The following is a 16,817-nucleotide window of genomic DNA, read 5'->3' as shown; positions in this document are numbered from 1 at the left end:
CACGCTTCGTCGCTACGCTCCTCATCGGCTCAACCACCCACTAGGCGTTGATGATTGAGCGAGGAACTCCTTCGATGATTGAGCCGGGACCGAGCGGAGCGAGGACCCGTGTCGAAATCTCCGCAGCCCGACGTCAGGTGGCGACCACCTCGGAGGTGGTTGCGTTGGAGACTCCGGCCGCCAGAGGTTTCGACACGCCTCGTCGCTACGCTCCTCATCGGCTCAACCACCCACTAGGCGTTCATGATTGAGCGAGGAACTCCTTTGATGATTGAGCCGGGACCGAGCATCGCGAGGACCCGAGTCGAAATCTCCGCAGCCGACGTCAGGTGGCGACCACCTCGGAGGTGGTTGCGTTGGCGACGTCGGCCGCCGGAGGTTTCGACACGCCTCGTCGCTACGCTCCTCATCGGCTCAACCACCAACGCTGAGTTGACGATTGAGCCGGGACCGAGCGTAGCGAGGACCCGAGTCGAAATCTCCGCAGCCGACGTCAGGTGGCGACCACCTCGAAGGCGAAGGGCGAGGCCGAGCCCGACGAACAGCGACTTGGAGACCACTGGCCGCGACATCCTCGACGTCGATGACCGCTGCGGTCATCGACGTCTTCGCCGATCGGTCGTGGTGCAGGTGGTCGTCGGCCGATAGCGTCGGACCCGAACCACTGGCCGGCGACCGAAAGGCAGAACCGATGACCCGCGCACCGATCAGGATCGCCAACTTCTCCGGATATCTGGGGGACCGGCGCACCGCCATCGACGAAGCGCTCGCCGGCGACCCGGTGGACGTCCTGATGGGCGACTACCTCGCCGAGATCACCCTCGCATCGCTGTCGGCGGCCTACCACCGTGACCCGAGCCGCGGCTATGTCGAGTACTTCGTGCACCAGTTGCGCCCCCACCTGGCGACCATCGCCCAACGCGGGATCAAGGTGGTGACCAACGCGGGTGGATTCCATCCGGCACGTCTCGCCGAGGTGCTCCGATCCGAGATCGCCTCCGCCGGGGTCGATCTGCACGTCGCCCATGTCGAGGGCGACAACATTCTTGCCGACCTGGATCGGCTGCATTCGGCGGGCCACGTCTTCGACAACCTGGACAGCGGTGCGCCGCTGAGCAGCTGGAGTGCCACGCCGATCGCGGCGAACGCCTACCTGGGGGGCTGGGGAATCGCCGAGGCCCTGCATGCCGGCGCCGACATCGTCGTGTGCGGACGGGTCACCGACGCATCGCTGACCGTCGGTCCGGCCGCCTGGTGGCATGGCTGGTCCACCGACGACTGGGACGCCCTCGCCGGGGCCGTCGTCGCCGGCCACATCATCGAGTGCGGTCCACACGCGGTGGGCGGCAACTTCTCCGGCTTCCTCGACATCCCGCACCGCACCGTCCCGGGTTTCCCGATCGGCGAGATCGCGGCCGACGGCAGCTGTGTGATCACCAAACATGCCCGCGACGGGGGTGCGGTCACCGCTGACACCGTCACCGCGCAGTTGGTCTACGAGATCCAGGGCCCGGTCTATCTCAATCCCGACGTCACCGTGCGGCTCGACCACGTCCGCGTCGACGAGGTCGGTCCCGACCGGGTGGCGGTGACCGGGGCCGCGGGTGCACCTCCGCCGCCCACCACCAAGGTCGCCTTGTTCGGTCGGGTCGGCTTCAGCGTCGTCAACACGGTGTTCGTGACCGCGCCGCACGTCGAGGAGAAGATCGCCCTGATCCGCGACCAGCTCGTCGGTGCGCTACCCGACGGAGTCGACGTCGACCTCACCCCGATCGGCACCGCGGCCGACGATCCCGAATCCCAGTGGGCGGCCACCGTCGCGCTCCGCGTGATGGCCACCTCCGATGACGCCGAGACATTGGCATCGGCACATGTCGGTGCCGCCCTCGGCAGCCTCTACCTGCAAGGAATCCCGGGATACTTCCACGACGGTGCGGCCGGACTGCACTCGGCGCCACAGCCCCGGATCGACTACTGGCCGGGTCTGCTCGACCAGACCGCACTCGGTCACCGGGCGGTGTTCGCCGACGGCAACTCGCTACCCGCCCCGGTCCCGATCACTGCGCCGGTGGTGCCACAGCCGGATCATCCGGAGCCCCACGAGGCGCCGCTGTCGGATCGGGTGACGCGGGTCCCGCTCGGCACCGTGGTCCACGCCCGCAGCGGTGACAAGGGCGGCAACTCCAATGTCGGTGTATGGACACCGGATCCGCGGGCATGGCTGTGGCTGCGTCGATTCCTGACCACCGACGAGGTGCGCCGGCTGCTCCCGGAGACCAAGGACCTCGACATCGTCCGGCACGAGTTCCCGGATCTGCGCGCCATCCACTTCGTCTTCAAGGGACTTCTCGGGACCGGCGGATCGTCGAATCTGCGGATCGACCAGGTGGGCAAGGCGATCGGAGAGTACCTACGCTCACGCCAGGTACTGATCCCCGACGATCTTCTGGGCACCACCGAATTCGACTCGGCCGGTGCAGAATCCGCAGCTACCGGAGCACCCGATGACACCACCACGGAGGCCGCGCGGTGAGCCCACTGACCGACAGACTGCGGCACGCGGTCGCCAACCCGGCAACCGACGACACCTTCGATCCCGCAACCGAACTCGGCGACGTCCTCGCCGGGATCGGGATGACCGCAGCCGACACCGGCGGCGCCATCGACTTCATCGGTGCCGATCCGGTGGTACCGAGCACCCTGCGGCTCGGTGGCGCATCGGCGATCGCCCTGGCCGCCAAGTCCGCGGCCGTGGCGAAACTGTGGCGGATGCGGGGCGGCGCCGGTCAGGACATCGCCGTCGACCTCCGCAGCGCACCACATCGGTTGTGTCCCTTCTACGATGCCCGCTGGGAACTGCTCAACGGCTATCCGTGCGGTTCACCGGCGAATGCGTCGAATGCCCTGGGGTTCCGGTTCTATCGGACCGGCGACGACCGCTGGGTGATGCCGCTCAACCTGTATCCGAAGATCAAGATCGCCGCGCAACGGCTACTCGGGGTACCCGAGGACACCCGGGCGGTGACCGAGGCGATCGGCACCTGGAAGGGTCGCGAGCTCGAGACCGCCGGTGCCGAGGCGGGTGTCGTGATGCCGATGCTGCGGACAACCGCCGAACTGATCGACGAGGCCCACTACCGTGACGTGCTCGCCGACATGCCGTTGATCGAGATCACCCGCATCGCCGACGGTGACCCGATCCCGCTGTCGCAGGGCGCAGAGCAACCTCTCGACGGCATCCGTGCGCTGGGGATGGGTCATGTGATCGCCGGCGCCGGTGCCGGTCGTGCGCTGGCACTGCACGGCGCCGATGTGCTCAACCTCTGGCGCCCCAACGAACTCGAACACGACGCCACCTATGTCGCCGCGAACGTCGGGGTCCGGTCGTCGACGATCGACCCCTACCGGCCGGAGGGGGCCGAGCGGATCGCCGCACTGCTGCGTGAGGCAGATGTGTTCTACGCCAACCGCCGACCCGGATACCTCACCAAGATCGGACTCGCACCCGACGCCGTCGCCGCCGAGCATCGCGGGATCGTCTACGCCACAGCATCATTGAACGGCGAGAACGGACCCTGGTCTGATCGTGTCGGTTTCGACCAGACCGCGGGCAGTCTCGCCGGGCTCATGCTCCTCGAGGGTGGTGGCGATCAGCCCGCGCTGCCGCCGATCCTCGTCGTCAACGACTACATCGTCTCGTGGCTGATGACGGCCGGGATCGTCGAGGCCCTGGCCCGCCGTGCCGAGGTCGGCGGCAGCTACCGCGTGCATGTCTCGTTGACCCGGGTAGCACTCTGGATCGCCGCACTCGGTGTCTTCGATCGCGACTACGCCCACGAGATCGCCGGCACCGACGCCGGCGGGGGAGCACACCACTATCTCGACCCCGAGACCTTCACCGCCGACACCCCGCTCGGCAGGTACCAGGGCGTGACCGATCAGATCCGGATGTCGGGTACCCCCGGCCGCTACCGCACCGTGCTCGTCCCGCGCGGATCGTCCCGCGCGGAGTGGCTGCCGCACTGATCCGGCGCGTTCGGTGCGCGAGGAATACCGGCACGGCGGAACGCATACCGGCACTGTGCGACACGCCGGCCGGTGAGGTCCGGCCGACACGGTGAGACGTCAGGCGGTCACGGTGGCGAGCTCGGAGTCGCGCAGGTCCTGCCAGGCGCGCACCACCGCAGACAACTGCGCGACGGAGTGACGTCCGAGTCCGCACTCGGTGCCGTACCCGAAGTGGGGCAGGAACTCCGCCGCGATCCGCGCCCGCCGCGTCGCACCGTCGGCGCCGTCTTCGGCGTGGACGAGTCCCAGGTAGAACTCGGTGGTGTCCTCCAGCGCAAGATCCCCCAACGGCTGCCAATGGGCCCGCCGGGTCCAGCTCGCGACGGTGGCGGCGTGGATGGCGTCGATTCGCCGGGTGACATGGCGCGACAGCCCGTTGGCCAGGGTCACGATCGCCGACGCGTCCCGGGGCAGGATGTGGCGTCCCCCTCGGGCGGCGGCCGCCGCATCCGGTGGATCCCCCATGAACGGTGACGCCCCGAACTTCGAATCGCCGTAGCACAGATGAAAGGTCAGTTCGGCCGCCTCGTCGACCCAGTCGGCCACTCGTGCGGTGGCGGTGAAGATCGCCTCCTGCCCCGCATACGGATTGGGGAACCAGCCTTCGATGGTCGCGAGTTCGGTGGGGAGATCCCACTGCACGGCCAGATCACTCGCCGGGATCACATCGTGCAGGGCGGCGATCGACTCGGCGAGCGCGTCCTCGTAGGCTGCTGCGACCTCCACCTGGGAATCGAAGGTCACAAACGAGTTCACCGCGTTGAACGGAGTCGGGATCGAGACCAGGAACCGGGACTCGGCGGCCAGACGACCCGCATCACGTGCGCGGAGGAATGAACGGTACGAGTCGGCGGCGGTCGTGTGATAGTCGACCGGTCGAAAGGCGGCCGGCGTCCCGGGTCGCACCTGTGCGCGACCGTCGACGACGTCGAGCGTCGGATTGGCGAGGAAGTGGTCGGCCTGCGTCAGCACCCAGTTGGCACGGTGGCCGGGTTCACCGTCGGGTATGCGTCTCACACCCGGTTGGAGGTGGGTGCCGACGAGATCGAATGCGGCGTCGACGTCGGGGACGTTGATGCTGCCGGTGAGATAGAAACCGGTCATCGTGTTCTCAGCTTTCTGTCTGTGGGGAAGCGTGACGGTGGTGTTCCGGTTCGGCGTGCACGGCGCGTTGTCAGAGCAACAGCCCATGACGGGGAGGGAGGGTGCCTCGTAGCGTGTGGTTACCGAGGTGGACGTACTTCCAGCGCGCAGGATCGTGCAGCGAGTGGGTCCGGACGTTCCGCCAGTGCCGGTCGAGTCCATACCGACGGTCCGTGGCCGATGCCCCCGCGAGTTCGAGCACGCCGCCGGCGATCTCGACTGCGAACTCCTGCGCCAAGGCTTTGGCCGCGGCGATGGTCAGAGATGCCGACGCGGCGGACTCCCGGGACAGTTGTGGCTCCTCGACGGCGGCGTCGATCAGTGCGGTACCGCTCTGTAGGAGGGCTTCCAGGGCATACAGGCGTGCGGTGAGTTCTCCGATCCGGCGGACGACATGTGGTTCGTCGGCGGCGCTGTCGACCCCCGCCTCGAACCAGGGTCGGCTGCGTGTTGCGATGAATCGGGCGCCGTCCTCCAGCGCGGCCCGGGCGATCCCGATGTCGACCGCGGCGTGCAACGCCTGGTCGAAGGCGCCGAGGACCGTCGGGTCGGCGGTGTACGGATCTGGGTCGGGGCCTTCGTCGATCACCAGCTCGTCGGGTACGACAACCGCCTCGAACTGCACTCGACCACTGGCGGTCCCGCGCTGTCCGAATCCGTTCCACGCCGCCAGATCGAGGGTGACGCCCTCGTCGTCCGGCCGCACGAACACGGTGGCCCCGCGGGCGGGTCCGTCGTCGTCGATCCGTGCGGCGACGGCGATCCACCGGGCCCCGAGCACTCCGGTGGCGTAGAACTTGGTGCCGTTGAGCTCCCATCGGCCACGGTCACCCCGGCGGATGGTGGTCGTGCGTTCGATTGCGGTGCGGGTTCCGCGTTCGGCCGAGGCGTTGCCGAGTTGGGCCCCGGCGAGCACGTCGGAGTAGATCGCCGGGGCGGGCGCGGTGTTCCCGAGTCCACGGATCGCCGCATTGATCACATAGTGCGACAACAGCAACTGACCGACTGCGGAGTCGGCACGTGACAGTTCTCGGAGGATCTCCACGGCGCTCGACAGGGGGAGCTCCGGGCCGCCGTGCTCGGCGGGCACAAGGACTCCCAGTAGCCCGGAGTGGGCAACGTGGGCCAGTTCCACGGTCGGCAGGGTGCCGTCGAGTTCACGTTGCAGCGTGCCGGCACCGATCTCGGTGGCTACCGACTCGGTGACGGCGTGAACTTCACTGGCAGTGAGAAGTGCAGGGACAGTGGGTGTCTCGATGGATGTCACGGGTATCTCCTTTGTGTCGTGGACGACGCTATCGATGCGGACACACCCGGTATCACCGCGTCAAGCAACTCCGGCGGGGTGTTCACGAAGTCTGGAAGCCCGACCCGCGCCGGCGGTCTTCAGTAGTCCGACGAGGATCGCCACGGGGCTGTTCGGGGCGGGGACATCGGTGGTGGCGACGGCGATCCGCCGTGATGGCCGTGGCCCGGCGATCGGGCGGACGGCGACATCGGTGCGCACCGAGTGGATCGCCAGAGCGGGGACCAGTGATACGCCCAGCCCAGCCGCGACCATCGCCTGTACGGTGGCGTAGTCCTGGGATTCGAACGAGACCTCCGGGCTGAACCCGGCTCTCTCGCAGGAGTTTCGGAACACCTGAGCATCCGGACAGCGTCCGGTGGCGGAGCTGACGATCCACTGTTCGTGGGCGAGCGCCAGGAGCGGGACCTCGACGCATGTCGCGAGCCGGTGGGATCGGGGGAGCACCACGAGGAATTCGTCGTCGCACACCGGTGCGGTGACGAGGCCCGGATAGTGGGGTTCGGCACCGGCCACCTCGGTCACCACGCAGGCGTCGGCGTCACCGTCGGCAAGCACTGCGACCCCGTCGTCGGGGTCGGCGACGAGAATCTGTACGTCCACCTCGGGCAGTGCGCGGCGAAGACGGGCGACGGTGGGCGGGACGATGGTCGCCGCGGCACTCGAGAAGGCCACGAGCCGGACCGATCTCGAGTCGGCACCGGCGGCCCGATCCAGGTCGCGCTCGGCTGCTGCGATCCCGTCGAGCAGACCGGGTACATGGTGTAGAAGTCGTTGCCCGACGACGGTCAGCCGCACCCCGTTGGGCGTCCGGACGAACAACTCGTGTCCGAGGTCCCGTTCGAGCGCGGTGATCTGTTGGGAGACTGCCGATGTCGTGTACCTGGTGGCCGTCGCCGCTGCGCTCATGGAACCGCGTCGGGCGACTTCGGCGAACACCGTCAACTTGCGCACGTCGAACATCTGCTCACGGTAAGGAGCGTGCGCGGGCTCGACCAGGCTTGTACGCAGCACGCGGCAAAGGGTCGCGTGGTCCTTGCGCCGGTGACGCCTCGGGGACGTCGGGACCGGGGAGACGTCGGGTGCGGTGGTCTCGGGTCAGTACGTCGACGCCGGTCCCGCCGGCACGATCCCGTGGTGGCGTTCGGCGACGTCGGGGTGGGCCCGCGTTCGCGACTTCCAGGCGTTCTCTCCGTAGGTGTTGAAGATCGGGTTGTCGGGGTCGGTCTCCACACCGCGGGAGAGTGCGGCCAGCTCGGCGGGTAGGTCGATGATCGGGATCCGCGCGTCGAGCGCCGGATTGAAGAAGAACGGGATCGACACCCGGTCGGTGCCCGGTGCCGGGGCCAGCACACGATGCCGTGTCGCGCGCAGGTAGCCGCCGGTCGCGACCTCCAGCAGTTCACCGATGTTGACGATGAACGCACCCTCCAGCGGCGGTGCGTCGATCCAGTCGCCGTCGAGCGTCTCCACCTGCAGACCGGCCGACCTCGGCTCGACGAGGAGCAGGGTGAGCACCCCGGAGTCCTTGTGTGCGCCCACTCCCTGTTCGCTGTCGGCGGTCCCCGGATACCGCACCACCTTGAGCAGGGTGGCCGGCCGGTCGGCGAAGGCGGCGTCGAAGTGGTCGGCGGGTGCACCGAGCGACTGCGCCCACAGCCGCAGCAGTCGCACGCCCACCTCGCCGCATGCGTCGATCCACGACTCGAACGCCTCCCGGAATCCGGCGGGCTCCTGCGGCCACAGGTTCGGTCCCTGCAGGTTCCAATAGCCCTCGGCGTCGTCGATCACAGGTCGATCGGGGCCGATGTCGATCTGCTCGCGCCAGTCGACCCGCCCGTTGGTCAGTTCGCCGCCGAGTCGTGAGTAGCCGCGGAACTGGGGGCTCTCGAGCTGGCTGATCGTGTTCTTCTGCTCGTCGGGCAGGGCGAAGAACTCGCGGGCCGACCTCAGCACGGTGTCGATCCGGTCGGCGGGGATACCGTGCCCGACCAGGTAGAAGAACCCGTGCTGATGGGCCGCCTCGCGCAGCGCGGTGCGAAAGGTGTCCGGATCGGTGGCGGCGTCGGCGAGGTCCAGGATCGGCAGCATGACATCCATGCTGGCACCGCCGCGCCGATGCCGGCCAGTCCGTGCAGACTTTCTTCACGGGTTGAGCGAAATCATCGTGGCCGCGGGTGTGTCTCACCTGACCTGCACAGTTGTCCGGTGATTCACAATCGTGCAGATGCGGCGACGGTGGCGGCGGCCGGTCGTGGGAGACTACTAGCTCGGTCCGATGTCCCGACAACCCTGTGAGGTGGCGATGGAGAGCACTGCGCAGCCCACGCTGACCCAGGCGTGGGATGCCAATCGGTCGATCCAGAAGTCGGCGGCCGTACGGCTGTTCGCGGCGACCAATTCGGCGCTGTATGTCACCTTGATGGAGCGTCACCTCGACTTCGGTGCGCGCCGGACGGAGACCGACCTGGCGATCCGGCTCGAACGCGACATCGCCGAGCTCGGTCTGACCGACCAGCCCAGCGGCCTGGAGCTGCTCAAGCTGTGGGCCAAGCACGGTTGGCTGCACCGCGTACCCGATCCGGTCGTCGCGTCCCAGAACATCTGTCATCTGACGCCCGAGGCCCGATCGGTCCTCGACTACACCCGCCGTCTGCGCCGCGAGGACTCGGTGGCGACGGGCGGGTCGATCAACGGTGTCGCCGCAGGCCTGCGGCGGGTGGCCGGCCAGGTCACCAACGATCCGCACCAGCTCCGCGAGGAGATCGAGCACCAGATCGAGGAGCTCGACGCCGAGCTGGCCGATCTCGATGCCGGTCGGCGTCGCGACCCGGATCTGCGCGCCGCCGAGGACGAGGCCCGCGCCATCGCCTATCAGATGGAGCAGATCCTCTCCGACATCGGCCAGTACGGCAGCATGCTCGACCGCATCACCACCGCACTGCTCGACGACCCGAACGATTCCGACCTGGCCTACCGCGACCGGCAGCGGCAGATGTTCGACGATTACGAAGAGCTGCTCGAATCACCCCAGAGCGCGTCCTATCACGCGTTCACGCACATGGTCCAGGACCCGTCGCAGCGGGCCCGGCTGGTCACCGACATCCAGACCGTCACCGACCAGCTGCCGGGTATCGACCCCGGCCTGCGGTCGGTGATGGACAACTTCTTCGGCCTGGTCACCGAGCAGATGGGCGAGGTGGGCCGGATCCGGCAGCGGTGCGCCCGACGTATCCGTCGTTTCGTCGCCTCCGGCACCCTGGAACAGAGCCGCGGTATCGCCCGGCAGCTCAACGACGCCCTGGCCACCGCCAACGAACTGCTCTCGCAGTCGCTGGCCGACCGCAGGCTCGGCTACGAGATGCCGCTCGCCCCGGCGGCGATCACCTCCAACGGCCGGCTCGCGTTCGAGATCCGCACCCCCGAACCGCCCGCCCCCGCGGTGGTCGCCAGCGGTAAGGCGAATCTCGACTCGTTCGTCTCCCTGGCCGGTCAGGTCGACACCGTCGAGCTGACCGACGCGGTGAACACCGCCGTCGAGGACGGCCCGGTGTCGCTGGCCGACATGATCGATCATCTCGACCAGCCGTTCCTCGCCCACGTCATCGTCTTGTGGTCGTGGGCCCTGCGGCAGCCCTCGGACGCCGCCGGCGAGACCACCGTGGTGCGGTTCGCCTCCCTGGAGGGCGAGGACCGCTACATCGAGGTGCCCGCCCTCACCTTCACCGAACCGATTCCGACCGCGGAGGTCGACGCACTGTGACCAGCACGACCGACTCCACCGACTCGACAGAGACCACCGATTCGACGAATACCGGCGGTACCGATGACGGGACCTCTGCGCTCGGCGATCGGGCACCCGCCGTGCCGCCGGTGCCCGACGAGTTCACCGGCTACGACGACCTACCCGCCGTCGCCCGCGGTGCCGGCGACGACGGCCCCCGCACACCGCGTTTCGACGGCGATGTCAGCGCGATGCCCGACCGTGCGTGCTGGGCGTTGCAGAACCTGCTCGCCCGGCGCTATGTCAGCGGTGACCGCACCCCGCAGCTGTGGGCCTGGGTGATCGAATACCAGGAACTCCTACGGATCCGGCTCTCGGAGCTCGATCTGCGTCTGCGGCTGGCCACCGAACTCGAGGTGGCCTTCGTCGAGCAGGTGGGCTACGACTCCCGATGGGGTCGGCGACTGCTCAAACGCGAGACCATCCAGACCTACGACGCCATCCTCGCGCTGCATCTGGCCAAGCATGTCCGTGCGGCCCGCGAGGAGCGGGTGCTGATCACCACCGAGGAGATCCACGAACTGTTCGCCGGGGTGTCCAACACCATCGACCGCGATCTCGCCCTGTTCGACAAGCGGATCGACAAGGCGATCGACAAGCTGGAGGAGATCGAGATCCTCCGCCGGCATCGGGACGATCCGGACACGTTCACCGTCAGCCCGGCGATCACCGCGATCATGACCGCCTCGGTGATCACCGATCTGCAGCGCCAGTTCGAGCAGTTCATCGGTTCCGGGGAGGAGCCGGCCGATGCCGACCCCGGCGGCGACGGGGGCAGATCCGTCGGCGTCGACGGGGAGGGTCATGTCGGCGACGACGACTACCGCGATCCCGGCAGCTCCGGGACCGATACCGCCGGCACCCATCACGCCGACACCGACGATGACGACGACACCGACGACGCAGACGAAGGAGACGAATGGTGAGCAACCGGGTCGACCAGTTCCACCTGTCCCGGCTCCAGCTGATCAACTGGGGTGTCTTCGACGGCTACCACTCGATTCCGTTCAGCACCAACGGTTCTCTGATCACCGGCTCGTCCGGTAGTGGTAAATCCTCACTGCTGGATGCGATCTCGCTGGCGTTCCTGCCCGACCACCGCCGCAACTTCAACGCCTCAGGTGACGCGACCGCCGCCGGTGCGGCCAGCGGCAAGCGCACCGTCGGCAAGTACGTGCGCGGTGCGTGGGGTGAGCGTCGTGACGGCGTCACCGCGACCCGCGAGATCATGTATCTGCGCGGCACCGGCCCGGCCTGGGCGGCGATCTCGGTCACCTACACCTCCGATTCGGGGACCTCGATCACCGGCCTGGTGCTCAAGTGGCTGGCCGCGGGCAAGATGACCGACGCGCACAGCGCCTACTTCATCGCCGACGGCGACGTCGACATCGTCGACGTGTGCAACGAGTGGGCCCAGGGCAACCACAACTCGGCGCGGCTGCGTGAGCGTGGCTGGCGTGGCGGACCGGGGGAGGGCAAGTACCTGGCCTCGCTGTACTCGCTGATCGGCATCCGCGGTTCCGATGCCGCCCAACAGCTCCTCGGAAAAGCCAAGTCGCTCAAGAGCGTCGGCGGCCTGGCGCAGTTCGTGCGCGAGTTCATGCTCGACGAGCCGACCAGTATCGCCGGGATCAAGGACGCCCTGGACCAGATCGATCCGCTGGTCGAGGCGCGGGAACTGCTCGACGTGGCGCGACGCAAGCGCACCATCCTGGGCAACATCGAGGCCGTCCAGGAGCGTTATGCCACCGAGGCGGCCAAGTTCACCGTCCTCGACACCATCGACACCGCCGCAGTGCGCGCGTACCTGACCAATCTGCGGTTGCGTAACGCCGAGCCGGAGATCGCCGACCTCGACGACCAGATCGCGCGTCTGGACGGCGATCTCGCCGCACTGACCGCCCAACACGATCAGCTGCGCACCGACCACAGTCATCTGTTGTCGCGGATCGCTTCCAGCACAGCCGATCTCGCACCACTGCAGGAACAGCTGGCGTCGGCGCAGAAGTCGGCCAACGAGGTGTCGGTGCGCCGCGCCGCCTATGAGTCCAAGATGTCGGCGCTCGACGTGGAGATCCCCGAGACCGCCGAGGACTTCTGGCAGCTGCGCGAGACGCTGATCGAGGACGCCACCCGTCTCGACGGTCAGCTCGAGGCCGGCAAGCACCACTATGCCGAGGCCCTGGCCGAGGAGGTCACCGCCCGGACCCGCCGTGACGCCGCCTACGAGGAGCTCACCCGCGTCCGGACCGCCGGGTCGGCGCTGCCGCGCGCGGAGCACGAGATGCGTCGTGTGCTGGCCGATGCCCTGCAGATCGACGAGTCCGAGCTGCGGTATGTCGCCGAGATGGTCGAACTCGACCCGGAGCAGGAACGCTGGCGTCCCGCGGTGGAGAAGGTGCTGCGCACCGCGGGCCTGCGCCTGCTGGTACCCGACGACCACTTCCGATCGGCGCTGCGCTTCGTCAACACCCACGACATGCGCGGGCGCATCCAGTTGCACCGCGCCGAGCGCCGGGCCATCCCGGCGGTCGAGCCGGGCACCCTGGGCGCGACACTGCGGGCCGTCGACCCGGACCATCCGAGTTCGGCGGAGGCGCTGGCGATCCTCGGTCGCCTGGGCAACTACGCATGCGTCGACTCCCCGGCGGACTTCGCCGAGCACACCAAGGCGGTCACCGATCAGGGTCTGCGCAAGGACTCGGCGAAGCTCGCGATCAAGGACGACCGGCAGGTCCTGCGCGCCTCGCAGTACATCTTCGTCGGCAACGTCGACGCCAAGATCGCCGCCCTGCAGGAAGAGCTCGACCAGGAGGAGAAGACGCACGAGGCGGCACAGCTCGCCAGTGCATCGCTGGAGGCCGAACGCACCGACAAGGCCCGCCGTCGCGACGCCTACCGGGCGGTGTGCGAGCAGTTCACGCAGTGGACCGAGATCGACGTCGACACCGCCGACGACCGGGCCGAGCGTCTCAACGATCAGTACGAGCTGCTGATGGAGGACAACCCCGACATCGAGGCCCTGCAGCGCAAGGCCGAGGAGATCTGGGAGCAGGTCCGTGCGGCGATCTCGAAGGCCGCGCTGGTCCGCGACCGGATCGCCACCCATGACCACCGCCGTACCGCGCTGCTCGACCTCGTCGACCGGATCAGGCCCGAGGACATCCCGGCAGCCGCCGAGACCGCCCTCGACACCTTCCGCGAGGACTCGCCGGCGACGCTGGACGTGCTCGCGCCCGAACCCTATCGGCAGGAGCTGATGAAGGCCGTGGTCCGGGACCGCGACCGGATGCGCGCCGACGCCCGGCGCTCGCGCGACGAGCTCGCCCGGATCCTCGCCGGCTATGACGAGGAGTTCCCCGACGCCATCCCCAACGACAGCGACGATTTCGACGAACGCATCCACGACTATGTGGCGTTGTGCCGTCGCATCGACGAGCGGGAGCTGCCGTCGGCGTATGAGCGGATGCGCCGCCTGATCACCGAGCAGGCACCCGGTGCGATCCTGAACCTGCACATGGCCGCCGATGCCGAGGAACGACGCATCCTCGACCAGATCGAACGGGTCAACGCCGGTCTGGGATCGGTGGCGTTCAACCGCGGTACCCGGCTGCGGCTGCAGCCGGGTCGCAAGGCGCTGGCCGCGGCCGCCGAACTCACCGAGAAGGCCCGGCTGATCGCGCAGCGCTCCACCGCGGTCGCCTTCGGCGACGAACAGGCGATCCTCGAGCAGTACGCCGACATCCTGATGCTGCGTGAGCGTCTGGCCGGCGGTACCCCGGAAGACCGGCAGTGGACCCGCGACGCGCTCGACGTGCGCAACCGCTTCGACTTCTACTGCGCCGAGCACGATGTGCAGACCGGCGAGACCATCCGCACCTACTCCAATGCCGGGGACAACTCCGGTGGCGAGCAGGAGAAACTGATGGCGTTCTGTCTGGCCGGTGCTCTGAGTTTCAACCTGGCCAGCCCCGACGGGCACGACAACCGGCCGATCTTCGCGCAGTTGATGCTCGACGAGGCGTTCTCGAAGTCGGATCCGCAGTTCGCCCAGCAGGCGTTGTCGGCGTTCCGGAAGTTCGGTTTCCAGCTGATCATCGTGGCGACGGTGCAGAACACCAGCACCATCCAGCCCTACATCGACAACGTGGTGATGGTGTCGAAGACCGAGGACGCGAACGGCCGTCCGGTGGCCACCGCGATGTCGACGTCGATCGGGGCCTTCGCCGATCTGCGGCGGTCGTCGGGAAAGAACCAGCTGATCTGAATCGGCGGCCGGCCCCGGCCGCCGGTCGATCCGAGAGACCAGACGAGCCGGGGTGGGATGTCGCTGACATCCCACCCCGGCTCGTCTCGGTGGACCGGCGGCCGGCGGTCACATGGGCCGGTTGCTGCCCCGGTACTTGCGGTGGTACTCGTCGTAGAGGTCGGAGTTCTTCTCGCGCTCCCGCTTGTTGATCAGGTCGGGATCGAGTCCGTGCTGGGACAGCCGGTAGCGGCGGTAGACACGGTTCAGGGCGATCGAGAAGAAGATGTAGGGGATCAGGATCGGCACGGTCATGTTCGCGCGCACCACCCAGTCGGCGGGGACGAACAGCAACGGGATCAGGATGATCACACAGGGGATCGCCCACCAGGCGACCATGCGGGCGGCCGCTCCCGCGCCCGCGAGGTCGTTGGCCACCCAGGTGCGCATCGAATCGGGGAGCTTGGCCCCGTAGACGTACTTGATGTACTGCAGGCCGTGCGGACGTTCGTCCGTCTCGGGCTCGGCGGCAGGGTTCGTGCGGACCATGCGGATTTCCTCGTTTTCGACCGGTGCTTCGGCTTCCAGTGTCGCAGACCCGGGTGGGGTGCGGTGGCACACCATGACTCAATCGGTAGTGTGCAATTGAATTGTACTCTCGTGATCTGTGGAGATGCACATCGCGCCCCGCACCCGCCCGGGAGGACTACTGGCGGGTCACCGCTTGAGCGGCGAGTAGAACACCAGCCCGTTGCCCTTGTTGTCGTAGACCACCGCACGACGCTCGTGCGCATCGTCGTACGGGCCCTTGACGATCCCGCCGCCGCTGGCCTCGATCGCCTTCGCCGCGGCGTCGACGTCGGAGGTCTTGATCCCGACGACCACCTGCCCGGGGATCGGATGGTCGATCTCGGTCGCCAGGGCCAGGGTCACCGCACCGCCGTCGAGCGCCGCGAAATGTGCGCCGTCGCGGAACTTGAGGGCCATACCCAGGGTGTCGCCGTAGAACTTGATCGACTCGTCCAGGTCGTCGGTCGACAGGACGATCATGCGGACTTCGTGCTCACTCATCGAGACTCCTTCTGTGACAGGACGTCTCCCAGCCTAGGCCGCGCCGGTCCGATACCGACAGGCCTCGGCGCGGAATTGGTCCAGAGGTCCCGGGTGCCGTACCCGGGGTGACGACGCCTCAGAGGCGGTGGTGCTCGTGGGTGATCGGGTAGAGCACGTCGACGTCGACCGCCGACGGGGCGTCGGACCGGTTGCGGCGGATGTTCCAGATCAGGACCACCAGGGTGCCGAGTCCGGCGTACAGCCCCAGGCACACCCACGCGGTGGTGCTGGTGGCCGCCGGGAAGTACAGCGAGTTGCGGATCAGCTGGGCGCCGCCACCGGTGGGCAACCATTCACCGAGCCCCGCCCAGAATCCGGGCAGGAAGGTCCACGGGATCGACGCCCCCGAGATGGTCGCACCGATCAGGAAGTAGAAGCCGCCGGCAAGGGAACCGATGGGGCCGAACAGCGTGACGAAGCCTGCGGTGGATCCGGTGATGGCCAGCGACACCAGGAAGTAGGTCCAGAACAGGGTGAGGGTGTCGGCGGAGCTGCCGATCCCGAAGAACGACGAGAACAACAGCACGATCAGCGCCGACGCCACCGCATAGGCCAGGAGCGCGCCGACGTGCCCGAGGCCACGACGCACCGAACGGGGCACCCGGGGCATCAGGCGGCCGATTCCGAGTGAGGCGATGCTGCCGCCGAGGGAGAGCACCTGGAGGATGTAGCCGAGGGAGGCGCCGTTGATGTCGTCGTCGGACAGGGCGACGACGTCGTCGGGGAGGGTCTGTGGCAGCCCTTGTTGCCGATTGATCTCGGCGGCAAGGGTTTTGATGGTTCCGGCCGGTAGTGCGCCGCCGGCCCCGGCGGTGATCGCCACGACCCCGTCGGCCGTCAGGTCCAGACCGCCGGCCACCTCGCGGGTACGGATGGCCTCGGTGAGTGCCGCGCGATCGGGGTAGGTGGTCGTGGCGAAAGAACCGTCGGCCTGGAGCTGCGTGGTGAGGGTCTCGGTGTGGGCGGCGGGCCCGACGAGCCCCACGGGCAGGTCGCGCGGCGACGGGGAATGCCCGACGCCGAGATAGAACGAACCGAGCCCCAGCTGGATCAGGGCACCGGCGAAGACGACGGCGACGAGCAGTCGTCGATACCGAGCGCCGAACGACAGGGGTTCGGTGGAGGTCAAGGACATGCGGGAGTTCCCTTTCGCGGAC

General features: G+C 68.1%; 12 protein-coding genes. 5 read left to right on the top strand and 7 right to left on the bottom strand.

All coding sequences use genetic code 11. From position 1 onward, the window contains the following. The first annotated feature begins 583 nt into the window (after positions 1-583). A complete protein-coding gene (locus Q9K23_RS00600) occupies positions 584-2,533 on the top strand; it encodes an acyclic terpene utilization AtuA family protein (protein WP_261977795.1) in 1,950 nt (649 codons plus the stop codon). Then, the gene (locus tag Q9K23_RS00595; protein WP_020791479.1) at positions 2,530-4,026 is read left to right on the top strand and encodes a CoA transferase; all 1,497 of its coding nucleotides are present in this window, start codon (positions 2,530-2,532) and stop codon (positions 4,024-4,026) included. The genes Q9K23_RS00600 and Q9K23_RS00595 overlap by 4 nt, the downstream gene beginning before the upstream one ends. Positions 4,027-4,125: 99 nt before the next feature. Here Q9K23_RS00595 and Q9K23_RS00590 read toward each other — a convergent pair whose 3' ends face one another. The 4 genes from Q9K23_RS00590 to Q9K23_RS00575 form a co-directional block, all read right to left on the bottom strand. Continuing rightward, on the bottom strand, positions 4,126-5,172 hold the full coding sequence (locus tag Q9K23_RS00590; protein WP_020791473.1) for a hypothetical protein: 1,047 nt from the start codon (positions 5,170-5,172) through the stop codon (positions 4,126-4,128). Between the two features lie 70 nt (positions 5,173-5,242). Continuing rightward, entirely contained in the window at positions 5,243-6,469 is a 1,227-nt protein-coding gene (locus tag Q9K23_RS00585; RefSeq protein ID WP_261977804.1) for an acyl-CoA dehydrogenase family protein, read from the bottom strand. Positions 6,470-6,538: 69 nt separating this feature from the next. Then, positions 6,539-7,531: a LysR family transcriptional regulator gene (locus Q9K23_RS00580; protein ID WP_020791474.1), complete on the bottom strand. Its 993-nt coding sequence runs from the start codon at positions 7,529-7,531 to the stop codon at positions 6,539-6,541. An 84-nt stretch (positions 7,532-7,615) separates the two neighbouring features. Then, on the bottom strand, positions 7,616-8,608 hold the full coding sequence (locus tag Q9K23_RS00575; protein WP_053776834.1) for a 2-oxoglutarate and iron-dependent oxygenase domain-containing protein: 993 nt from the start codon (positions 8,606-8,608) through the stop codon (positions 7,616-7,618). 214 nt (positions 8,609-8,822) lie between these two features. Between Q9K23_RS00575 and Q9K23_RS00570 the strand changes: the two genes are divergently transcribed. From Q9K23_RS00570 to Q9K23_RS00560, 3 genes are all read left to right on the top strand, one after another. Then, a complete protein-coding gene (locus tag Q9K23_RS00570) occupies positions 8,823-10,280 on the top strand; it encodes a DUF3375 domain-containing protein (RefSeq protein WP_305950340.1) in 1,458 nt (485 codons plus the stop codon). Positions 10,281-10,381: 101 nt separating this feature from the next. Next, a complete protein-coding gene (locus tag Q9K23_RS00565) occupies positions 10,382-11,227 on the top strand; it encodes a DUF4194 domain-containing protein (RefSeq protein ID WP_053776835.1) in 846 nt (281 codons plus the stop codon). After that, positions 11,224-14,568, top strand: coding sequence for an ATP-binding protein (locus Q9K23_RS00560; protein ID WP_053776836.1), 3,345 nt, complete (start codon positions 11,224-11,226; stop codon positions 14,566-14,568). The genes Q9K23_RS00565 and Q9K23_RS00560 overlap by 4 nt, the downstream gene beginning before the upstream one ends. Before the next feature lie 108 nt (positions 14,569-14,676). On the opposite strand, the gene Q9K23_RS00555 is transcribed toward Q9K23_RS00560, so the two are convergent. From Q9K23_RS00555 to Q9K23_RS00545, 3 genes are all read right to left on the bottom strand, one after another. Next, the gene (locus Q9K23_RS00555; RefSeq protein ID WP_053776790.1) at positions 14,677-15,096 is read right to left on the bottom strand and encodes a DUF5313 domain-containing protein; all 420 of its coding nucleotides are present in this window, start codon (positions 15,094-15,096) and stop codon (positions 14,677-14,679) included. 168 nt (positions 15,097-15,264) lie between these two features. Then, a complete protein-coding gene (locus tag Q9K23_RS00550; protein WP_053776791.1) occupies positions 15,265-15,618 on the bottom strand; it encodes a VOC family protein in 354 nt (117 codons plus the stop codon). 118 nt (positions 15,619-15,736) lie between these two features. After that, positions 15,737-16,795, bottom strand: a complete 1,059-nt coding sequence (locus tag Q9K23_RS00545; RefSeq protein ID WP_053776792.1) for an ABC transporter permease — start codon at positions 16,793-16,795, stop codon at positions 15,737-15,739. Positions 16,796-16,817: the final 22 nt, after the last annotated feature.

It is taken from the genome of Gordonia sp. NB41Y (assembly GCF_030718915.1).
In the GTDB taxonomy this organism is placed as follows: Bacteria; Actinomycetota; Actinomycetes; order Mycobacteriales; family Mycobacteriaceae; genus Gordonia; species Gordonia desulfuricans.
Note: the sequence above shows the minus strand (reverse complement) of the source record. Positions and strands in the feature narration are given on the sequence as shown.